Below are 23,140 nucleotides of genomic sequence, written 5' to 3'. Positions count from 1 at the left end.
CCTTTACAACAAAAATAAAGCCCCCTAGCACTTATGAGAAGGCTTTACTTCTCCTTTCTTCTATGTTGTATTGAGTGTTTTTGCATTCCAATTTCCATTTTTGCTCAGAATCTTGAGTTGGTAGGTAAGGAAAAGCCTGTTTCTATTTCAGGAGGGCTATCTCTTAGTCAAATTTTTTATACTTCTCAGGGTATCAATTCGCGTCGCGATCCATATTCATATTTTGCTTCTGGAAGTATTAACTTCTCACTTTATGGATGGAGTGTTCCGGTGAGTTTCTCATTGTCTAACCAGAATACTTCTTTTCAACAACCTTTTAATCAATATAGCATACATCCTACCTATAAGTCTGTTACTGGCCATGTCGGCTACGTTAACATGTCGTATTCTCCATATACAGTCAATGGCCATATTTTTTCTGGTGTAGCGGTAGATGTTGCTCCGGAAGGAAAATGGAAATTTAGTGGGTTATATGGGCGTTTTTTGAAGGCAGTTGAGCCAGATACCTCATATAATGCACAGAACCCAGCTTTTAAACGCGTGGGATATGGTTTTAAAGCAAGTTATGGACAAGAAGGAGATGTAATTGATGTGATATTGTTTCACGCTAAGGATGACAGGTACTCGATAAGGTATGTTCCGGATAGCCTGAATATGTTGCCACAAGAAAATTTAGTAGTCAGTATTGGTGGAAGCAAGACAATTTTCGATCGGTTTATAGTGAAAACAGAATTTGCCACTAGCGCATTAACACGTGATATACGTGCTGATGAAGTAGACAAGAATCACATACTTGCTAAAGCAAAATTACTCTACACTTCGAGGCTGTCATCTTCATACTACAATGCTTTTAAAACATCCTTAAACTATCAACAGGATGGCTATACGATTGGAGTGGCTTATGAACATGTTGATCCTCAATATAAAACTCTGGGGGCTTACTATTTTAATAATGATCTTGAAAATATCACCGTAAATGGTGCTGCTTCTATTCTACAAGGAAAGATGAATGTGGCCGTAAGTGCAGGTACACAACGTGATAACCTTGATAAGAATAAAGTAAGCACCATGCGGCGTATGGTAAGCTCAATTAATATGACTTATGCAGCATCCCAACAATTGAACTTTTCTTCATCGTACTCGAATTTTCAAACCTATACCAATATCAGATCGCAATTTCTGGATATTAATCAACTCACACCTTACGATAACCTTGATACCCTAAACTATACTCAAATCTCACAAAATGCTACATTGACTGCAATGTACATGTTTGGGAAGAACAAAAACAGAAAGCAGAGTTTAAATGCCAACCTCAGCTTTCAGGATGCAGCGGATAAGCAAGGGGACGTGTCCCAAAATTCTAGCATACAGTTTTACAACGCAAATGCTGCTTATGGATTGAACTTGGTCCCTCCGAATATGATGGTGTCCATTGCCTTTAACGGTACAGTAAATTCAGGAGCAGGAATTAATACCAAAACACTTGGGCCAACTGCTTCTGTTACTAAATCATTTTTTGATAAAAAGCTGCGCACTACGTTATCCTCGTCATACAATACTACTTTTAGTAATAGACAACGTATCAGTACAGTGATGAATGGAAGATTAAGTGCAAACTACGCTGTTCGTAAAAAGCATAATCTGAATCTCAGCATGGTTGTTCTTAAACGACAAAATCAGGCTGAAACGGCGTCTCGATCTTTTACAGAGTTTACTGGAACATTAGGATATAGTTATTCATTTGGAGTGAAATAAGCAGATGTTAAACATTGAGAGTAAAATATTGACTTTAGTTATACTGGTTTGCCTTGCTTCTATTGCTCACACAGCGAAGGCACAAGTGTATCCTATTCAGGTTAACGCACAAATCACGCCACCTTACACACCCTTTCTCTCTGACTACACTGCACCTGGAGCACAACGTATGATGGTGAATTTTCTTCTTAAGGATCCAACGCTTCCAGAGTATAGAGGCAAGCTGCGAATTACAATAGATGGCGTTGGTATCACCATCCGTACCAAGCAAGGTTTTACACCATCTGAACCATTGATTTTACAAGGAGGAGGTGTTCCATTAATGGTTTACGGTGAAGATCTCGAAGAGTACTTTAGACCATCTAATCTTGATTTTTCAGGTATCACCAGGGCACAATATGAAAAGGGAGCGAAGCTTCCGGAGGGTGTCTATCGATTTACTATTGAAGTACTGGATTATAACCGGAATACTTTAGTAAGTAACAAGGGAACTGCTATGGCCTGGGTCATCCTTAATGATCCTCCCATATTGAACCTTCCCCGCAACGAAAATAAGTTACAAATCCTTGATCCTACGAATATTCCTTTTGCATGGACTCCGAGGCATACTGGTTCACCAAATTCTGCATTTACCACAGAGTACACTTTTAGAATGGTTGAGGTGTGGCCTTTGAACAGAAATCCATATGATGCCTTTCTAAGTCAACCTACGCTTTATGAAGTAACGACTAATCTTACACAAATAGTTTACGGACCTGCAGAGCCAGCGCTACTACCGGGACGCAGGTATGCATGGCAGGTACACGCAAGGGACACTGAGGGAAGAGATCTTTTCAAGAATCATGGTAAAAGCGAGGTGTATGTATTTCAGTTTGGCGATGCTCTTGGTGTTCCTGAAAATTTATCCCTGCAAACCGCAAACAGCTCTGCACTTACGGTACGTTGGGATCAGCCTGAGGCTGGAACAGAGGCCATAAGCTATAGGGTACGTTACCGACCGAAAAAGCGTAGTCATGATGCATGGTATGAGAGTACAACCGGAGAGCAATGGAAGACACTTTCTAAGCTTCAACCTGACTCTGAGTATGAAATACAAGTCAGGGCAGAACAACATCCTCAGGTAAGTGAATATAATGCAGTTAAAATTTTTAAAACGGCACCTGCTGGAGCAAATGACTTTGCGTGTCAAAGTGATGTAGCGCCTCCGCCGACTCCAGTTCCAGGAACACCGGTGTTTCCGCTTAGTGTAAATGATACAATTCATGCTGGAGGATATGATGTATTAGTCCGTGCTGTAACAGCCACTGGAAATAATTACACAGGGGAAGGTTTTGCGATTGTTCCTTGGTTTAATAGCGCTAAAGTACGAGTGACATTTAAAAATATTTCTGTTAATGAGCGATTCTGGCTCACCTCCGGTGAAATAAAAAGTGTGTGGAATGCTGATAGCAAATTTCTCTTAAATATTGAGAAACCAATCAACCCGGCTAATGCACCTTTAGCTGGAGAAATTCCTGTAAATATAGTGGCAACAGATTCTCTGGTTAGGATTACAGGTGCTGCCATTGGCACAGTAACAAAAGATGATGATGGTAATATTGTAGTCGCAACCACCGATGGACAAACAACAGTACTTCCAAAAGGACAAAGCTATTCTATTGTGGATGATGTAGGTAATGGATATGTAGTTGACAAAGAGGGTAATATTACGAAGGCCACAGCAACGGAAGCAACAGCAGCGGCGAGCCGCGGCGAGAGAACTTACAATATTGTACTAAAATTTGAGAAGGCAGGCAAGTTTGGGTTTGACGAAAAGAAGTATGATGTACTAGCACCATATTACCAGCAACTGGAGAATGGAGATTATGTTACGTGGAAAGCGGTATCCGGAACTGAGCAGGACAAGGTTAATGCAGTAGTGACGGGTAGTGATATAGATGTACGGAAGATTGCCTTTGAAGTAGGTGCTGACCCTTTAATGCCATCAGCTTCTGGCGCCAGTGCGATTGAGTTGAACCTATTCGGAAAAGCGGAGGGAACGGTGGAAGAGCTTTTGGTTTTGTATCCAACAGCATCCGATTCTACCAAGAAGGATGTGATTGGGAAGCTAAACCTTGTGAGCTATGATAAGATAAGTAAGAATCTTGTAATTGTGCCAGTGAATGATGTGGCACTGCCAGCAGGAGTAAGTGCATCTTTCATTCAAAAGGCAGTAAATGAAACTTACGGACAAGGAGTAGCCGAGTGGAAAGTAAGTATAGCGAAACCGTTAAAGATAGCATTGTCTGCAACGTTTGATGACGGACAAAGTGGACTATTGAGCAACTACACAGGGGATATGAAGGCTGTGATCAATGCGTATGGAAAGTTGCAGGATGAGACGTATTATTTGTTTTTGGTAGACAATCCGAAGAGTGGCACGACTGCGCTGGGTTATATGCCTCGCAGCAAGCAGGCCGGATTTATTTTTGTAACCAATCATGCAAAGAATGGTGTAAACATAGATCGTACAATTTCGCATGAATTGGGCCACGGCGCCTTTAATCTACAGCATACCTTTGATGAATTGCCAGCTTTAAGCCAAGGCAGTACGGATAACCTGATGGATTATCCAAGTGGCCATGAGTTGGTAAAGTATCAATGGGATCATATGCATAATCCTCAGATGGTGCTAAGTTTGTTTGAGGACGATGAGGATAGTGAAAGTGTAGTAGTAAGGCAGATGGTCGACTTGGAGGACTATAGCAATAAACCTGATGGGACATATACTTTCATTACACCATCGGGCAACTACATTACATTACCATCGAATGTATTGTCAGTGATGTTCTCTACGTTAGATCGACTGTTCTATACACAAGATAATCGTATTAATACCAACAAACCAAGTGAGAATCTTCTCCCTTTAGGCGCTTTGTCAGGCTTTACCTTCGATGGTAAAGCATGGTACACCGCTCGAGTAGAGGGTGGAGTCTTTAAGGGTTACGTGATGGCAGGCACGAATGAAATTTATCCGAAAGGCTTAACGCCAGTGCCTAATCCGGAGGGTACACAAAGTGGTATTGCTTTGTTCTTAGGTATTGAGAATGGAGGCTTTGTAAGTTATGTGTCCAAGTTTCAGTCTTCCTTTACTAGTGTTGATCTTAATTCTCAGGATGGATCAGGTGGTCTCCTTAAAGATTTTTCGGTTGTCAATTTCAACGCTGATTTGACCAAGGGACTAAAAACTTTCTTGTTTGAATATCAGGTGTCAGATAAGGGATTGAAGACAATACAAAATCCTACTGTTTATCTGGCTAATAAGGATGTGCGACTTGAGATGATTACTGGTGATAAAACTGTAGGACAATTCTTAGAAGAAGTACTCGACGAGCAAAGTCCTTTGAAAGATTACATTGGATATTTTCAGATCGTCAACATGAAGGAAAAAGAGCTGGAAGGGTTGTTCGAATGTGTTGGCGCAAGGCAAAAACTCGATTTTGCTTTAGTAAACAAGATTGTTACTGATGCCATTAACAAGGCACTCTATGGAGAGTCTGGGAGATTGACAGAGGCAAGCCAGATGATTGCCAATATAAAAGTTAAAACGCTTGAAGAACTTGTAAGCTTTGCCAAGGTAGACATGAGTGTAATTACCAAGGTTACAACTGCACTAAAATTACCCACTACTTCAGCTGAGGATCTGTATGAAATTTTGACGAATCCGTATCGTGCTTGCAGTTTCACTGGATTAGAGATTGATACTAGGATTGCTGTATTAAATTTACTACTGACTGACAATGACCTGTGGGATTACGAAGGATATAATGTAATTAAAGATATCGTTGCAGCTACTCCCTCAGCCGACCGAGTAAAGCTTTTGAAGCAAGGGTTTATGGCAAACAATTACGCCTGGGTTAGTATGCTATGGAAAGAGGCAATAGGCAGAATGAATGGAGTGGCATACGAAGATGTTGTTGATGTTTTTAACATCATTAACCCATGGATACAGAATTCATTCAACGATCTGGGTATTTCGTTAACCCTAAACAAAAGGTTGATTGGTGCAGGGTTGTTAGATTTTCAATATGTTGAGTATCCTGCAGGCATGGACGAATTCATTGTCGGGGCAGTATCGGAGAATGAATACTATTTCGTCGATGGTAACCATTCAATACGAGTAGGGCAAATGGACGAGGAAGGTGATATTGAATTTACCGAAGATGGTAATATAAGGTTGAGACAGGAGTATTCGATAGTTGACCGTAACGTTTATCTTTCTAAACAAGGATCACCTTCTCCAATAAAAGACTACGATATTCATTATGATCAGTCCCTACAACCATTTGAGCCTTTGCTAATTAAAGTAGCTGCTAATTATGCTGTATTAAATCTGGATGCAGGACAGGAGATGGTAGTGCCCGCATACATGGCATTGGTCTATGATCATGATATACGTGAAGAGATTTCTGCACGAACCTCTAGAAAGGCTTGGAATATCGTAGAGATATCGCTAGCGGCACTTCTGGTACCGGAAACAGGAGGAGGGTCTTTGGCAGTACTGGCGAATGCGTTAACTGCGGCAGGTGCGATAACGGCTGCGGCTGATTTGGCTATTGAAGAAGAAAAGAATTCCCTAACAAAAGCTCAACTCGCTGCCAATGCGAATTTCTACAATAGGTGGGACGCATTCAAAACTACGGTTGGCTATGCTAACATGGCTGCTGCAGGAGTTACAATAGGAGCAAAAGCTATCCCAAAATTAAGTCAATTCACCAGAAGGCTAAATGTTGTAAAGACATGGAACGCGCTGGTTGATGTTGCTAGGTCAAAGACAGGAAGGGCATGGACTGATTTATTGGCAGCAGGGAAAAACGCGGGCGCGGTGTTGACAAGATTTTCGAAAATTCCTAAAAATGGTCTCAAGATTTTGAAGTCAGAAGGAAGTGCCACTTGGATTGCTGAGATGGCGCCAGCCGAAAATAAGATTTATGTGAATGTAGATGAAATTGTAGATGAAAGCCTTGCCACCATTGAAAAGGCAGAAGATGTTACGGTAGTATACAGAAGACAGAATGTTGATTTATTGGAGGAGGTTGGTGATGTAGCTATTGGTTTCAAAAACGGCGCGTACTGTGTTATAGGTAACTATCTGTGTTTTACTGGAGAGACACCAATTGCCACTCCTAATGGTATGATAAGAGTAGATCGGATTGAAAAGGGAATGAAGGTGTATTCAAGAGACGAAATAACAGGTAATAACAGTGTCAGATCTGTTACAAGGCTAATGAGAAGTGTTACAAAGCGACTCATTAGAATATCAGTAGCGGGCAATCTTCTTTTTGCGACTGCAACACACCCGTTCTACGCTAATGGTCATTGGCAAAAAGCTGAACATCTTAAAGTTGGTGATACGTTGGTAACACATGACAATAATTTGTTAGTTGTCGAACAGGTGAAGCCTATAGACACTCTGGCTACTGTCTATAATTTCGAAGTGAAGGGTGATCACTCCTATTTTGCAGGAGAATCTGCCATTTGGGTACATAATAATTGTCTGTTGAACGTGGTTGGCAAAGAGCGTTTTGCCAGAATTTTGCAGTGGGCAATAAATCGTGGCGATAACCTGGAAGTCCGTTCGCAGTTCTACAACGATTTTGCGGTAAAGCTACAATCTCTTACCAACAGGCAGCTTGATGAGCTGATAGGGACAGTGATTGATGGTAAGGCTACAGGTGGGTTATTCTTTGAGGGAACAGCTTCCTTTCAAAATAAGATTTACGATTTTGTTAAGACCGGCTCAACTGAATCTTCACAGTTCTGGAGCGACATGGTGTCAAACTCCAATGCTACCTGGAAGCATTTAATAGCGACACATAGAAAGGGTGTAAGTGCATGGGAGGTACTGAGCGACCGTGCCTTTCGAACAAGTGCAGACAACATTACCAGGGTATCTGATATTTTATCTACACCGCAGGTCATTGACGCTGCATCACTAAAAAAGGCTATTGATTTCGCTGCTACTAATAAAGTGCATAAATGGAGCGGGCAAAATTTGATTGACGCCGTTTACACTATGAAAGATAAGAGTGGTATTGCGAAAATAATTAGTAATCTGGGTTCAGACTATGCCCGATACCGAAAGGGAGCAGGTTTCGTATTGTATAAGGCAAACCAAATCGGTATTGATAATATTCGTGCTTTTGAATCAACAGATGTTGGGAATAATCTTACCCGCGTTTATGATATTATATTAGAAGGGATTCCTCCTGTTTATGTAGAATGTAAGTCATGGGATCAATTTTATTCGTCAACAATAACGTCCCAATTCTTCAACAAGGATTTATTAAAGTTTCGCTCGTTTCAAGATATTCGTTATTTTGTTGATGAGTCTCTTATGTCACTCGATACATGGTATGACCATATGAGAGCCTATCTTGCTAATAAAGCACCAGATCTTTTTGCTCCTAACCCAACTGATGACTCAGAAAAAATACTTGCCGTTTTTAAAAGAGAAGCAAAGGTAGCAGGCATGGATATAGAAAATGCTAATGATTTCGAGCTTTTTTTGGATGCAAGAGAAGCATGGTTCGACATTATATTTAAGCAAGATTTTTAAAGTATGTGGAAGTTAATAAAAGATGTAAGAGGCGTTCCAAGTGTTGTTTTTATAGACTCAACAGTATTGGGACCAATTTTTAAAAGATCCAGTAAAATTGTTCATGAGGATAATGATTTTGAAGTAATTTGGGAGAAAAACTTTGATACATTATTCCATGTAAAGCCATTTAATGAGAGTTGTCTGTTGATTCAGCAAGTAAATGGAGAAGGTGTATCATTTCTTTCGAAGGAAAACGGTGAAATAGTTACTGAAGTCCTTGGCAAACTTTACTTACATAGTTCTTATGTATTTGAACAGGGATGCCTAATTCGTTCAGAATCGAAATCCTATAAGCTTATCAGGCACAATGGGGAGATAGAAGATTCGGTATTACCGAAAGACAAAATATTTAGTTTTAATTCAGGACCTTATTTTATTTCTTACTACTTAACCACTATAGCTTGTTATCATATAGAAAATGGAAGTATGCAATGGAGTATTGATACTAACCGTTTAAAGTATTCATCCGGGAAAAAGATAGACGTTCCATTTTTTCTAACTGCTATTCGTAATGTAATGGTAGCTGTATTCACGAGCCATATTGCAGCTTTCGATGTTCTAACTGGCGAGGTACTTTGGGAGCTTCCCAAGGGGGCAAGTTATCTTTGTATAGTTGACGGAGAAAAGCTCTTCCTTCTTGCTGGGTTTAATGAACTTTATGTCGTAAACTGTCTGACTGGTGACATATTACGGGAAACTGAGATCTACATCAAAAATACTAAGCGCAATAAGTCTATTACTTATAAAAATTTAATGGACGATCCATTTAAAAGCAATTTTGTTCAGGATGAAAATTATCTCTATTTCTGTTTGAGAACAGTGCAGTCGATCGTCACGATTGATAAACGTAAACTATCTGTGTCAGACCATTATTATATGTCAACAGTAACTCCAGCAGATATGTATAACTATGACATTGTGCTTTTAAATAATAAGCGATTGTTTGTTCCTTTTTTCCTCGAGCTTACTAAAGAAAATACATTACAAGTATATGAGCGTACTTAGGAAGATTGTTACCATTCTTGCTTTTGTCTTTCCACTGAGTGTATATGCGCAAGAGGCGAACGAACTATTACATCTTTACTTTTCGGAAGTACGGGCTGAAAAATATCCTGCAATTCCAAAACAATTTACACTTGCAGAAAACGCAAAATCAGTACTTGGTGCTTTGTCAGTATACATTCAAGATTCGCTTAATACGGTACGTGCAAAGGCATATACAATTACACAGTTAACAGGTAATGCAGCACGGCAGTCTCAGGTGCGGTCACGTGCTGTTGATCAACTGATACAGGCTAGCAAAGACAATGACTCCGGCAATGCAGGGCTGGCTATCAGTTATCTCACCACTTTCAGAAAGGACGATTTTGGTGAGGCATCCAAAGATACCCTTCGAAATTTAATTAAACGCAAGTCTGCTCATTTTGATCAACTTATGAAGCTTGCAGGCTTTCTTGAGTTGAAGGACCTTCAGGAAGACATCAGGCCTTATAGTCAAAAGGGCAACGTTACGAATATACGTTGGGCGGCTATTGTGTCATTGGCTCGAATGGGCGATCCTATTGCTTCGGCAGACATGATGCGGCGTGTGCGTAAGCTTCCGGTGGGTGATGATTTGATCTATAAAATATTTCCTGACCTCATTTATAGCCGCCATCCTGATGCCATTGCGTATATGGTGGAAGTACTCCATCGCCAGGAAAGCGAATGTAACACAGCAGACGCCGAGCGTCCTGCCGCCATTCCATGTGGTTACAGGGTAATGGAGCAACTAGCTCCAGTGATACAGGGCTATCCGCTGGAACTTGATGAAAGCGGTGATGTAAAAACAAAAGATTATGAGGTGGCGCTGCAAACGGTGCGCGAATGGTTTATTAAACATAAAAATTATACGATCCTGCGTGACAGGTTCTGACTTGAAGAAATCACCCGAATGATAAGGTATATGCATGAACGTTTACACTTGTGTAGGATGATGATATGCTGTTTCCTGATGCTGTTAACCACACCAGTGTTCAGTAACTCCGATTCTACGAAAGTAATTCTTACCTCTGCAGAGGAAGTTCCACCTGAAGTAAAAGCTGAAATATACAGAGCATTTCAAGGTCTTGATTATAAAGATGATGCTTCTGTTATTTTCGATCCGATCTTACTTCCTAACGTATTATTAGCAGACAGCACATTAGAAAAACGAAACCATGCCCATTCGCTCTTGGAAGAGGTAAAAAACGGACAACGTTATCTAGAAACGTTAGATGCATTGTCTGAAATAGAGTTACCGGTAGGTATAGTGAAATCAGGAGGAGCGGTAGATTATAGTATCCTCATTGACCGGATGACCTTTAATACGAAAGGGGCAATTATGGAGGTATACGTGTCCTTGGAATTGCCGCAAACTGGAGATAGGATTGCTTTCAATGGGAAAATACCGCTTTCAAAAGAAGGTGGTATCTCCGGTGAAGCAAAAGTCCTCCTTGTTGGAGATCATCATATCAAATTTAGTAATTCTACATTACTTACAATAAAAGGTACAAATAATACCTATGTAGCCTTTGATTGTAATGGTTTTAAAGGAATTAGTATAGAGGCGGAAGTGCAATTTTCACGTGAATTGATTGTTCCTGAGGATGCAAAAGGAAATGTAAAGCAAGGGGATGAGCGGGTGAAAGTAACTTTCACAACGTATGCCCAAAGTCTTAATGATCTTATGGTAGGGGTGACCATTCCACCTTTTCAGGTAAATGGTCTTAAAGGTTTTGGCTTTACTGTAAATCAGGCTTTTATGGATTGGAGCGATCTGGCTAACCCTCCAGGCATATCATTTCCTCCAGGCTATACGTCACCATTCCTTGAGGCTGGTCATTCCAAATTGTGGCAGGGATTTTACCTTCAACGCTTGGAGGTAAGACTTCCTCCTTCATTTACTAAGAAGAGAAGTGATGGGTCGCGCATTACTATAGGAGTAGAGAAAATGATCCTTGATGACCTGGGCTTTACAGGTACTGTATTTGGCGAACATGTGCTCGAAGGCGGGGATATGAGTGGTTGGGGGTATTCCCTTGACCGTGTAGCCTTGGGTTTTGTAACTAATCAAGTACAGGGATTTGAATTGAATGGAACAATTTCAATACCTAAGCTTAAGAATAAACAAGATGGCAGTGCAACGAAACTAGCTTATGTTGCATTGCGTAGCGCAGATGGCAATTATCAATTTTCTGTGACTATAAAAAATGAGATGAAGCTTCCTTTTCTGGTTGCTGATCTTAATCTGGGTGCAGGTTCCACTGTAACCGTAAAGGAAAAAGATAATAAATTTTATCCCTCCGCTACACTAAATGGAGAGCTTACCATAAATGCCTTGAGCAAAGGACCGAAGGCGAGCTTTAACAGCATTCGGTTTGAAGGGCTTACTATCAGTAGCGAAGAACCTAACTTTGATATCAAAGCTCTTGGCTTTGGTAAAGAGGGACAAGCATCATCGGTGTCCAAATTTCCGGTTGCTATTAACAATATTATGGTTCGAAAGGATGCGAATCGCATAGGCCTTGGGTTCGATCTTACAATTAATATTGGAGGTAGCGCTGAGGAGGGCGGTTTTGGCGGAACTGCAGCCCTAGTAGTGTGGGGTAAGCGTGAAATCATTCCTATTGTCGACGAAAGTGGTAAAGTGATAGGCAATGATCAGGATGATTTGAAATTTGATAAAGTTGAGATTAGCGGTGTTGGTGTAAATTATAAGAAGCCAGGAGTGATCGAAATTGCCGGAATGATCCGCTTCTTCGATGAAGACCCTGTTTATGGAGATGGGTTTAAAGGTTCAGTATCAGGAAAAATACAAACTATATCGCTACAGGTAGAAGCTTTATTCGGGAAAACCTCAGATTACCGGTATTGGTACGCCGATGCTCTTATAGGATTTGAAAATGGTGTTCCGCTTGCTCCAGGATTTTCAGCTTATGGGTTTGGTGGTGGCTTTTATTCAAAAATGAAGCAAAGTACCAATTCCATAAGCACCTTAGGAAAAAGCGCTTCTGGAATTACCTATATACCCGATTCAAATACAACAGGCATAAAAGCAATGGTAAAATTTGGCGCTACGCCAAGTCAGGCTCCTTATAATGGTGATGTAACACTAGAAGTAATGCTGAATCGGTATGGTGGTATAAACTCCGTAACGTTTACTGGAAATGTACGGGTAATGACAAGTCCTTTGCCTGGAGACCTTACTGCACAAATAAGGGAGATGGTACCTGCGGCAGTGGGCGACAAGTCACTTGATAAGTTTATGGAACTGATACAGGGACAAGTATATGGAAGTGTAAAAATACATTTTGATAATATAAATGATGTTTTTCATGCTAACAGTGAAATCTATGTAAATGTAGCTGCGGGTCTTGTGCGAGGTGTGAGTTCAGGGAATAAAGCAGGATGGGCTGTGATGCATTTTTCAAAGGACGAGTGGTATTTTCTTGTTGGCACGCCTGATCAACCAATAGGTCTTGAGATATTGCGTTCAATAAAGGTGAGGAGTTATTTCATGCTCGGAAAAAATTTACCTGGTAGTCCTCCTCCTCCTGATCAAGTGTCAGAAATCCTTGGCGGTCGCAACCTTGACTATATGCGTGATCTTAATGCAGCAGAGGCAGGCCTCGGACTTGCATTTGGTTTACATTTTGGCGTCGATACTGGCGATCTTCGTTTCCTTATGTTTTATGGTCGTTTCAGTGCAGGTATAGGAACCGATATGATGGTGAAAAAGTATGGACGGGAATATCATTGTGAAGGGTCTAATGATCCAATAGGCATAAACGGATGGTTTGCGAACGGCCAGGCCTATGCATTTGTACAAGGCAAGATAGGTATTAAAGTAAAGCTTAGATTTTATAAAGGAAATTATGAGATCCTCAGTATAGGGGCTGCTGCCATACTACAAGCTAAAGGTCCTAATCCTTTTTGGATGAAGGGAATTGTTGGCGGTTATTATCGAATATTAGGTGGTCTTGTAAAAGGAAATTGCAAATTTGAAGTTACAATTGGTAAAGACTGTAAAGTTGTAGGTGAGAGTAATCCTTTAGAGGATGTAAATATCATTGCCGAAATGAGCCCTGTAAAGGGCTCTGGCGAAGTGGATGTATTCAACGCACCTCAAACTGCTTTCAATATTCCAATTGGTGAAGTGTTTGATATTACAGATATCGAAAACAGAAAGCGATCATTTCGTGGAAAACTGGTTGAGTTCAATGTATACGATGGTAAAGACCCGTTACCTGGCTCTTTGCGCTGGAATGATGAACAGGATGTAGTGGCATTTGATTCTAGGGACGTATTACCTCCCCGCAAAGAACTCAGAGCTTTTATAAAAATTACATTTGAAGAGTTTATAAATGGTGTTTGGAAAACTGTAGTGTTTGATGGTAAGGAGGTGGAGGAGACAAGTGAAACAAACTTCACAACAGGTGATGCACCAGACTATATCCCAGCATCTAATGTAGCAGTATCGTATCCAATGTTCGGCCATTTTAACTTTTATCCAAGAGAATATGACAAGGGATTTATACAACTGCGAAAAGGACAGCCATACCTGTTCACTCCAGGAGCAGATTGGATCCAGACATTGCACATGACTAATGTTGAAACGCAAACATATACAGAGACAACGCTAAGTTATAATGTTGAAGACAAGCGTGTTAATTTCATAATTCCGTCAGAAGGTTTGCAAAACGAAAAAATGTATAACCTAATAGTTTTAAATATACCCCGGCAAGCAGGTGTAATAGATGCCAATGTTCAACGTGTAGAAACTGAGATTAAGGACGCTGGAGATGCAACGTTAACAACAAAGAAGATAGAGGGTGATTTAGCATTACGTGATGCAAAAACCGTGTATGCTGCCCCTTTCCGGACGAGCAAATACAATACGTTGGGTGACAAAGTACGGAGTATTTCGATGGGAAGTACAATGCGTATACCTACTCCTGCGGGGGACCTTGTAGAGCTAATATCCTACCTTCAGGGAGATGAGTCTTTTGATCAGTATGAGTTGCAAAGAAATAATGAATACCCGGCTATGGTGCAGCCGAGGGCCGTTATTTCCGAAAACTCATGGTATAATCAATATGTACATCCATTAGTGTATGAAGGATACCCAATGTTAGGATCCATATATACAAGCCGTGATACCACTCTCCTTGGATTGCCGCCTATCAGGGCCGTGTTCTTAGAACAGTTTGGGAATCCACCGATCGTGGAAGAAGGAAGTTCAGTGGCAACTGCTTCTTCCCTTACTGGAAATATTCATTATGATTTGATGCGGCCAATTTATGCCGATTATCGCAGCCTACAGCAACAAGTAGCCAATTATGTGGTAGATAAACCCGAGCGTTTAACGGATAGATTTGTTTCAATTCTTACTAAAACATTTCCTTTTCCTAAATATGGTAAGTACAAAGTACGACTTAATTATGTGATACCCCATATCAATAAAACTACGAGTAGTCACGAATGGGAGTTGTTTAATGCAATCCCCGATTAACAATTTTTAGTAATAGTTATAAATCAGTATAAGGACAATAGAGAAATGTTGAATCAATCAATGTGTGGAAATATACGTTCTAGTTATGGACATTATCAAGAGAAGGGCATTAGAGTGTTATTGGTTTTGGTACTGGTAATGATGTTATGTAACATGTCTATTAAAGTAAAAGCTCAGGGAAAAGTAGTTTCGGTACATGAGGAGATCGGTGTAATAGCGAGGCCGTCTCAGGATTCTATAGTATTACGTTGGGCACCGCTTACAATAAGCAACTGGTTGTTAGGTAATCAGTATGGTTATATGATAGAACGTTTTACTGTTGTTCGAAAGGAAAAAGTAGTGAGGCCAGCAGACCGGCTGCAACTTACATCGATGCCTATGAAGCCCTTACCCGAAGACAAATGGGAACAATTTATTGATAATAAGTACGGAATGATTGCTGCGCAGGCTCTATACGGAGAAGAGTTTCAATTGACCATAGAGCAGGCGGATGTTATGCAAATTGTTAACAAGGCAAAAGAAAATGAACAACGTTTTTCTATTGCTTTGTTTTGTGCTGACATGTCGCCAATAATAGCGAAGGCACAAGGTCTGTATATTTCGGACAAGCAGATTGAAAAAGACGTAAAGTATCTATATCGCATTAGTGTCTTTACGCCTTTTGATACAATAAGGGGCAGCGTTTTTATAGATACTTCTGAGAAGTACATATTACCTGCCCTGAAAGGAGTAACTGCCGAAACAAAGGGAAATGTGGTAACATTGCGGTGGAATCAACTCGATTATGCTGGATATTACACCAGTTATGTCATTGAACGTTCGGAGGATGGTGCTGTATTCGTACCAATCAATGATCTGCCAGGGGTAACGCTAAGCAATAGCAGGAGTGGTGAAAGCAAATATCAATACGCAGTAGATTCCCTTTCTTTTCTTGGAAGGGAATTTCATTATCGAGTGAGAGGAATTACTCCTTTTGGAGAATTGGGGCCGATCTCAAATATTGTTTCGGTAAAAGGTAATAAACAAGTATCTACAAATCCCTTTATCAAAGAAGCTGTTAGTGAAGATAATAAGACTGTAAATATCCAATGGGAATTTCCCGAAGAACAGAACGATGCTCTTCATGGTTTTGAAATAATGAGGGCGCCCTCTGATAAAGGACCATATAAAAGGATTCATCACGATTTGGTTTCACCCTCAAGTCGATTTTTTAAGGACTTGCAGCCTGAGCAGGTAAATTACTATCGTGTTGATGCAAAAACACTGGATAGCCGAACGATTAGTTCAATGTCTTACCTTGCCATGTTGGTAGATAGCATTCCCCCATCTGCTCCTGAAGGATTAAAAGGAAAGATTGACGATCAGGGAGTGGTACGGATAAAGTGGAATCAAAATACGGAAGGGGACATCTATGGATATCGAATATATAGGTCATACTACCAAAGCGAAGAGTTTGCTCAAGTTACCACTGAACCATTAAGGGATACTTCCTATATTGATCAGGTACAATTAAAAAGCTTGAATGAAAAGGTTCATTATCGTATTTTGGCAATTGACCGTAACCAAAATCAATCTGTCTTATCTGCTATTTTAAGTTTGTCATTGCCGGACAAAGTGCCTCCAATGCCTCCTGTTTGGTTTCCTGTGTTGTCCGAAAAAGAAGGTGTTACACTTCGTTGGACACCAAGTGGCAGCACAGATGTGATGAAGTATGAGGTTTATAAAAGAGGAACTCAAGGTCAATGGATGAGAGTAGGCAGTAGAACGTCTGGAACTGATTCACTTTATCATTTCCAGGATCATACGATGACAACAAGTGATGTCCAATATTATACAGTAATTGCCATTGATGAAGCAGGTCTCGAATCGCCTCCTGCTCCGGTGGTAACTGGTTTTAAGTTACCTCAACCGAAACCCTCAGTAGATGTAAAAGCACCATTAGTTGACAGGGAGAACAAGAAGATTGTACTGAAGTGGAATTATAATGAGAAAGACGTAGTGGCTTATCGCGTGTATCGAAAAATGAACGATGGGGATATGCAATTATATAAAACGGTTAAAGTAAAAGAGTTTGTTGACCAGGAAATATCTCCAGGTAGTAGTTATGGTTATCAGGTAGTAGCAGTTTTTGTAAAGGGTGCTTTATCGGGAATGGGAAAAATGGTCGAGGTGGAATTTTAATTTCATGATATGGTAAACTAGGTAAGCCTTTATATAGAGCTGATAGATTGATAAAGAAAATATTAAATATTCTTATTGAAAGAAATGCGTTTATGACTAACAACGTTATATTTCTTAAATTATTTTTCTTGCCTTTTTTCCTGGTTGCAGTTGCTTCATCTAAATGCTTAGCACAAGGTTCTTATGTAGATATCTCAATTACTTTTTTAGCTAACTGTGGACCAGGGGGAATGGGTGACGTAGTAAATGCACAATTCAATGGTACTAATATTAGTTCAACTCATCAGCTTACTTTTAGTTCTGAATTAGTATCATATTCTTTTTCTGGGCAAAAGCGTAATGTTCAAAATGGAAATGTTTGCGGTTCAATAAGCGGAAACGGAATCGTACCAAATCCCTATAAATCTACATTGAATTTTGAAGGTACCAGAGCGCGAGTTTCCTTTACTTATTGTAATGAACCAGTTCTTCCTGCAATACAAGTTATGGGTGACGGCACGGGTTCGGACATCAACTTATCTCTTCCCGTATGGGGCTTTCGTTATCAGTGGGAGGTAGCATCAGGAAGCGGCGGATTTCAGCCGTTGAAGACAATAGGAGATGGTGTTACACCAATGACATCATCAGCAATTACGGTTGCTACCTCTGAGCTTGCTTCTATATTTGGCTCTGCGTATGGACAAAACTTTTTCTTTCGTGCTATAGTGACCGGTTGTAAAACCAGGACTACCACAATTACCTCTGGTGTTACCTTTTCAATTCCACCTCCCACAGTATCCATTGTAGGCACTCCTAGTCCTGCAAATTGCTATCAAAGCAGGACGGGCGCAGTAACGTTAGACATTGGTAGTTCTTATGTAGATCGGTTCTATATCAATTGCAGGAATTTGAATACAAATTATGCATTTTCTGTTCCGACAGTTAGTAGAGGGGTAACCACGATAACGGGATTAGATGGAGGGAAATGGGAGCTTACAGTGGTAAACAATGCCACTCAAGGTGGACTAGGCAATGCTAATAAAATAGCATATGTTGATATTATTGAGCCTTCGCAAGTTAGGGCAAGTTTCAGTGCTCCTCCTTATCAAGGTTATTACATCCGTTGTAACGGAGGGGTAGGATCTGTTACCGCGATTGGATCAGGAGGTAATGGAGATTATCAGTATGAATGGAGCACTACACCCATTACTACCGATGCAATGCTTGCTAATAGAACTACCGGTATCTATAGTGTTACTATAAAAGATAAGAAAGGATGTACATCAATACCTACATCTGTTACTTTAAACGAACCACCATTGTTAGAGGTGAGCTTATCGAAGGGATCAGATCATGGAGGCTATCCTGTAAGTTGCTTTGATAAAGCGGATGGTGCTATCAATAGTACAGTTAATGGAGGAGTAGCAGGTTATAGTTATCACTGGTCTAACGAGGCTACCGGTAGTGTTCTTAGTAATGTAGGCGTAGGTAGCTACAGCGTTACGGTAAACGATGCTAATGGTTGTACCGCAACATCTGACGTACTTTCATTAAATGCACCATTACCTATTGATTTTACAATTGATCAGCTTTCAGGTTTATCGTGTGCAGGAGATCGAACAGCAATGCTTGAGGCGCAGCCAGTGTTGCCAACGATTATAGGTACGCCTACGTATTTGTGGTCATCAGGAGAAAGGACTGCAGGCGTCAGTGATAAAGGAGCAGGTACATATACGATAACCATATCAGACAGTCAGGGGTGTAGTACAAGTAAGTCAGTGATAATAGATGATCCTGCAGCTCATAGCGTATCGATTATAGCACCATCAGATTATAATGGTCAGGATATTAAGTGTTATGGAGAATCGAATGGCAAACTGGCGGCTATTGTGAAGGATGCAAACGGAATAGAGGCAACAGCGGAGAACTATGAATGGCTAAAAGATAATGGAATACCTATTGGGAGTGGTCCTTCCCTATCCTCACTGGATTTACTGAGTAGGGGTACATATAAAGTCATAATTACATATGGAGCAGCACAATGTAAGTCGGAGACGAGCTTTGTGTTAAACGAACCTGATGCTGTTTCAGTGTCAGTACTGTCTACTACTAATTATAATGGACAGGCGATAAGTTGTTCTGGTTCAAGTGATGCTAATGTGAGAGCGATGGTAACAGGGGGTACGGGAGTATATTCTTATAGCTGGAGTACAGGCGAGGATACACAATTGCTTACCAGGATGAAAGCAGGTCACTACACAGTGAATGTAACAGATGTCAATGGTTGTACGGGTAATGGATCAATTACATTGGTAGATCCTCAGCCGATAGAAGTACTACTTACAGATTTTTCTGATTATACCGGTTATGGAGTATCATGTGCCGGGGTGAGTGATGGTTTTATTAAAGTAGAAGGATCAGGAGGTACAGGAGTTTACAGCTACTCATGGTCGAATGGAGCCACGACTCAACAGATAGGAGGGTTAAGTTCGGGAGATTATACAATCACAGTGTCAGATAATAATGGATGTAAACAAGAATTAAAACATACAATAAGAACACCAGCATTGCTTGGTATGGGGGTGTCTGAGGATAAAAATATCTCATGTTTTAATGGTAGTGACGGTTTAATTGTACTACAAGCATCAGGAGGTGCGGGGGGTTACGAATATTCGCGAGACAATGGTGCAAGTTGGCAGTTGTCAACGTCTCGTTTTGAGAACTTGCAAGCCGGAAGTTATGCTCTTAAGGTAAGGGATGGTAATGGTTGTAGTACGGAGACAAGTCATATACTTACACAACCGCCATTGATTACGATATTGTTTAAAGACGTAATGCCAGCCTTTTGTGAGGATCCGCGGGGAGAAGCTACAGCAGAAGTAGGAGGAGGCGTAGGTGATTATACATATAAGTGGCATTCAGGTACAGGAGATCTGGTGGGTGAAAATATGCAGATGCTGGGAGTATATGGAGGACTTTATACATTAACTGTGAAGGATGGGAATGGCTGTGAAATGAATGATGAGGTAGCCATCACCAGTACAGACGGAGCAAAGACTACATATAGTGCAGAATCAACCAGGTGTTTTGATTCATCTGATGGGAGAGCATTGATTACGACTACAGAAGGTGATGGGCCATTTACGATTACCTGGCCTGATGGACAAGGAGGGAACCAGGGGATAAATCTTAGTGGAGGAGTACATAACGTATTGATTAAGGATGGTCATGAATGTACAGTGGTAGAGCAAGTAGTAGTTCCATCACCAGCGTCGTTGTCAATGATGATTACAAGTAAGGTAGTGCCTACGTGTAATGGAGTATGTGATGGATCATTAACACTTGAGGCGTTGGGAGGAGTAGGAGGTTATACGTATTTATGGAATAACAGTACTTTACCTACACAGAATCAATTATGTTCAGCTAAGTATAGTGTTGAGATAAAAGATGCCAATGGATGCCAGTTGTTAGAAGAGGTAGAACTGGAGGAGCCTAGTCCAATAGAGATAGAAGTATTAAAAGAAACACTGTCCACCTGTAAGGATGGATGTGATGGGAAATTGGAAGTGATAGCACGAGGCGGCAATGGTGGCTATGCGTACATATGGGAAGGAGGAGAGAGATCACCCATAAAGGAGAACATATGTCCTGGTAATTATATCGTATCAGTAGTAGACCAAAAGGGGTGTTTGGGAGAAGGGGAAGTTAAGTTATCTAATACACCAGCATTGCCATTAGATCTTGGAGGAGGAGTGACGCTATGCGTAGGTCAGACATACAAGTTAAATGCAGGAGAGGGATGGGATAGAATACACTGGGGTAGCAATACCGGCTATACAAGTACAGCACAGGAGCTGGAAGTAAGAGATGCGGGGGCATATTGGCTTGAGGTGTTAAGTGACAAGGGTTGTATAGGCAGAGACACGTTCCTGTTGGCTACATCATTTGATCTTTTGCAAGCTTCGTTTATGATACCGAAGGAAGCGTTTGTAGGAGATACAGTAGCCATGATTGACATCTCGTGGCCATTACCGGAAACAATTGAATGGAATTTTCCTGTAGAGATGAATAAGCTTTTAGATAATGGAGAAGTTGTATACGGAAGATTTGCATCAGTAGGCAGCTATGAGGTAGGGATGACAGCAAGGTTGGGGGAATGTGTTGACTATGTTTCGAAGGAGATAAATGTGATTGGATCTGAGGTTGAAGAAGAAGCAGGGCGGTTGGGTTATGAGGAGTATGTAAAAGCATTTACACTTTACCCTAACCCTAACAATGGTTCTTTTAAGGTGAGAATTGAACTTACCGAAGACATTCCAATTGCAGTTAGTGTATGGCATTTTCCTAGCGGTTTCCTTATGACAGAAGTTCAAAAAAATGAGGATAATTTTTTCGATCTGGATTTTAACTTAAGAAGTTTAAGTGCTGGCATTTATGTGCTTAGACTTGATTACGACAAGGGTAAAAAATATATCCGATTTGTTGTGAATTAATTTGTGCATATATCTCTTTGGCTAAAGGCGTAATAATCTTTCAGCGCAGCCGAATATTGAACAACTTTAGACAAGCCAAATTGTTTAGGTTTTGGGGATTCAGAAACAATAATATCTTTTGGCTACATGATCTAAGTAATAGATGAGAAACTAAACTGCCATGCATCCATTAGTTTGGAGCATATGGTAGTTTCGTATTCATCAAGGTAGTTTAGTAATCAATTAATGTACGACCGGGAATTAAATGAAATTAAAACGATGTGTTCAAAGTTTTGGCATTGACATTCACTTTGATCATTTGCCAGGACTTAAGATTGAAGGTGAAAATTTAGGTTTAGGACTTTCGGCCGAGATGCATAGACAGCATGGCTCGCGCCGTCTAGCTCAATAGTAAAACTGTTAGCCCGTTTAGCATACATCCGCTCTAAGTCTCGATTAATGATTCTATCGGATTTGGCAACCAGGTACCAGCTTCGTTTGGATCGCCACGCAGGATTTTGAATCACAGCGTGAAATACTGCGTCTGCTGTTGGCACTTGGGAGTAAGCCATGAAAGTAGCCTTCTCACGAGGAAGATCAGCGGCAAAATCGTCAGCAAATTTAGCGGGATCTATGTAGTCAAATCCATCCGCTCCCTTAATCAGCGATTTGTATGCTGATGGATATTTTTTTACCAACTCCGCTCTTGACTCATTGGCGTCTGGCGCGTGTGCTGCAATATACACTAACCCAGATACTTTCGGATGATTACCCGCCGCGGAGACCACGACGCCTCCATAGCTGTGTCCTACAAGAATACTCTGCCCGTCCTGCATATCAATCACGCGCTGAACAGCCGCCACATCATCTTCAAAGTTTCTTAACGCATGCTGTGTTACTGTTACATTATAACCTTTCTTCTTTAGAATTTGGTATACATCTTCCCAACCAGAGCCATCAAGAAAAGCTCCATGTACAAGGATGATGTTATTTATTTCATGATCAGAATCTTTCTTTTGGGCCCCACCACGATTGAACATTAAGACTATTAAGATCATGGTTAAGTATGTGCTTGTATGTTTTCGTGTTGTTCTCATAAGCCTTATTTTAAATCCGTAATCTTTGTTTCAAATTATGTTCATCATGTTGTTATATGCGACTTGATTAAGTACCAATTAGGTTACACATCCAATTTAAATACTACAATAAACGGATTTAAATAATCAAACGAGAGTGGGATTGGCAATGGATCGCAAAAAGAGCATCCCTTAACTTCAAGTTTGATTCATGTCTGATAATAATCAAGAAAGTTTAAAAAATAACAGCATCTCCCGGTACAGAAACTTAGGCAATGCGAAGCGAGCAAGCTAAGTTAAAAATTATTTGTTATTTTGGCATGCCTGATTTTACAAAAAAGAGGTCCAACTCATAGAAGATGTAATGACAAAAGGAAGTATGATTTATCGGGAGAGAATTATTCAAAACTACATCGAGGGTTATAATGAATTTGCAATTGATAAGATGGTTGCAGACTTTGATGACAACATCAAGTTTGAAAATGTTCAGAACGGACACGTC

General features: G+C 40.5%; 8 protein-coding genes. 7 read left to right on the top strand and 1 reads right to left on the bottom strand.

From position 1 onward, the window contains the following. The first annotated feature begins 33 nt into the window (after positions 1-33). The 7 genes from KK060_RS19070 (at position 34) to KK060_RS19040 (ending at position 21,583) form a co-directional block, all read left to right on the top strand. Entirely contained in the window at positions 34-1,758 is a 1,725-nt protein-coding gene (locus KK060_RS19070) for a hypothetical protein (protein ID WP_254155369.1), read from the top strand. Positions 1,759-1,762: 4 nt separating this feature from the next. Next, complete coding sequence (locus KK060_RS19065; protein WP_254155368.1) at positions 1,763-8,356, top strand: polymorphic toxin-type HINT domain-containing protein; 6,594 nt, start codon at positions 1,763-1,765, stop codon at positions 8,354-8,356. A 3-nt stretch (positions 8,357-8,359) separates the two neighbouring features. Beyond that, positions 8,360-9,403 (top strand): outer membrane protein assembly factor BamB family protein, encoded by a 1,044-nt coding sequence (locus KK060_RS19060; protein ID WP_254155367.1) that lies wholly within the window; start codon positions 8,360-8,362, stop codon positions 9,401-9,403. Next, positions 9,390-10,313 carry a hypothetical protein gene (locus tag KK060_RS19055; protein ID WP_254155366.1) on the top strand — a complete coding sequence of 308 codons (924 nt, stop codon included), beginning with the start codon at positions 9,390-9,392 and terminating at the stop codon, positions 10,311-10,313. The genes KK060_RS19060 and KK060_RS19055 overlap by 14 nt, the downstream gene beginning before the upstream one ends. Before the next feature lie 78 nt (positions 10,314-10,391). Beyond that, the gene (locus KK060_RS19050) at positions 10,392-14,930 is read left to right on the top strand and encodes a hypothetical protein (protein WP_254155365.1); all 4,539 of its coding nucleotides are present in this window, start codon (positions 10,392-10,394) and stop codon (positions 14,928-14,930) included. Between the two features lie 153 nt (positions 14,931-15,083). Continuing rightward, positions 15,084-17,111 (top strand): fibronectin type III domain-containing protein, encoded by a 2,028-nt coding sequence (locus tag KK060_RS19045; RefSeq protein WP_254155364.1) that lies wholly within the window; start codon positions 15,084-15,086, stop codon positions 17,109-17,111. Positions 17,112-17,203: 92 nt separating this feature from the next. Continuing rightward, positions 17,204-21,583 (top strand): T9SS type A sorting domain-containing protein, encoded by a 4,380-nt coding sequence (locus KK060_RS19040; RefSeq protein WP_254155363.1) that lies wholly within the window; start codon positions 17,204-17,206, stop codon positions 21,581-21,583. A gap of 308 nt (positions 21,584-21,891) precedes the next feature. Here KK060_RS19040 and KK060_RS19035 read toward each other — a convergent pair whose 3' ends face one another. Beyond that, entirely contained in the window at positions 21,892-22,659 is a 768-nt protein-coding gene (locus tag KK060_RS19035; RefSeq protein ID WP_254155362.1) for an alpha/beta hydrolase, read from the bottom strand. Positions 22,660-23,140 lie beyond the last annotated feature (481 nt).

Source organism: Chryseosolibacter indicum, from assembly GCF_018598585.1.
In the GTDB taxonomy this organism is placed as follows: domain Bacteria; phylum Bacteroidota; class Bacteroidia; order Cytophagales; family Cyclobacteriaceae; genus Chryseosolibacter; species Chryseosolibacter indicus.
Note: the sequence above shows the minus strand (reverse complement) of the source record. Positions and strands in the feature narration are given on the sequence as shown.

Coding starts and splice junctions, on each gene's coding strand:
- KK060_RS19070 (WP_254155369.1), top strand. CDS start 34: ATGAGAAGGCTTTACTTCTCCTTTCTTCTATGTTGTATTGAGTGTTTT.
- KK060_RS19065 (WP_254155368.1), top strand. CDS start 1,763: ATGTTAAACATTGAGAGTAAAATATTGACTTTAGTTATACTGGTTTGC.
- KK060_RS19060 (WP_254155367.1), top strand. CDS start 8,360: ATGTGGAAGTTAATAAAAGATGTAAGAGGCGTTCCAAGTGTTGTTTTT.
- KK060_RS19055 (WP_254155366.1), top strand. CDS start 9,390: ATGAGCGTACTTAGGAAGATTGTTACCATTCTTGCTTTTGTCTTTCCA.
- KK060_RS19050 (WP_254155365.1), top strand. CDS start 10,392: ATGCTGTTAACCACACCAGTGTTCAGTAACTCCGATTCTACGAAAGTA.
- KK060_RS19045 (WP_254155364.1), top strand. CDS start 15,084: ATGTCTATTAAAGTAAAAGCTCAGGGAAAAGTAGTTTCGGTACATGAG.
- KK060_RS19040 (WP_254155363.1), top strand. CDS start 17,204: ATGACTAACAACGTTATATTTCTTAAATTATTTTTCTTGCCTTTTTTC.
- KK060_RS19035 (WP_254155362.1), bottom strand. CDS start 22,659: ATGAGAACAACACGAAAACATACAAGCACATACTTAACCATGATCTTA.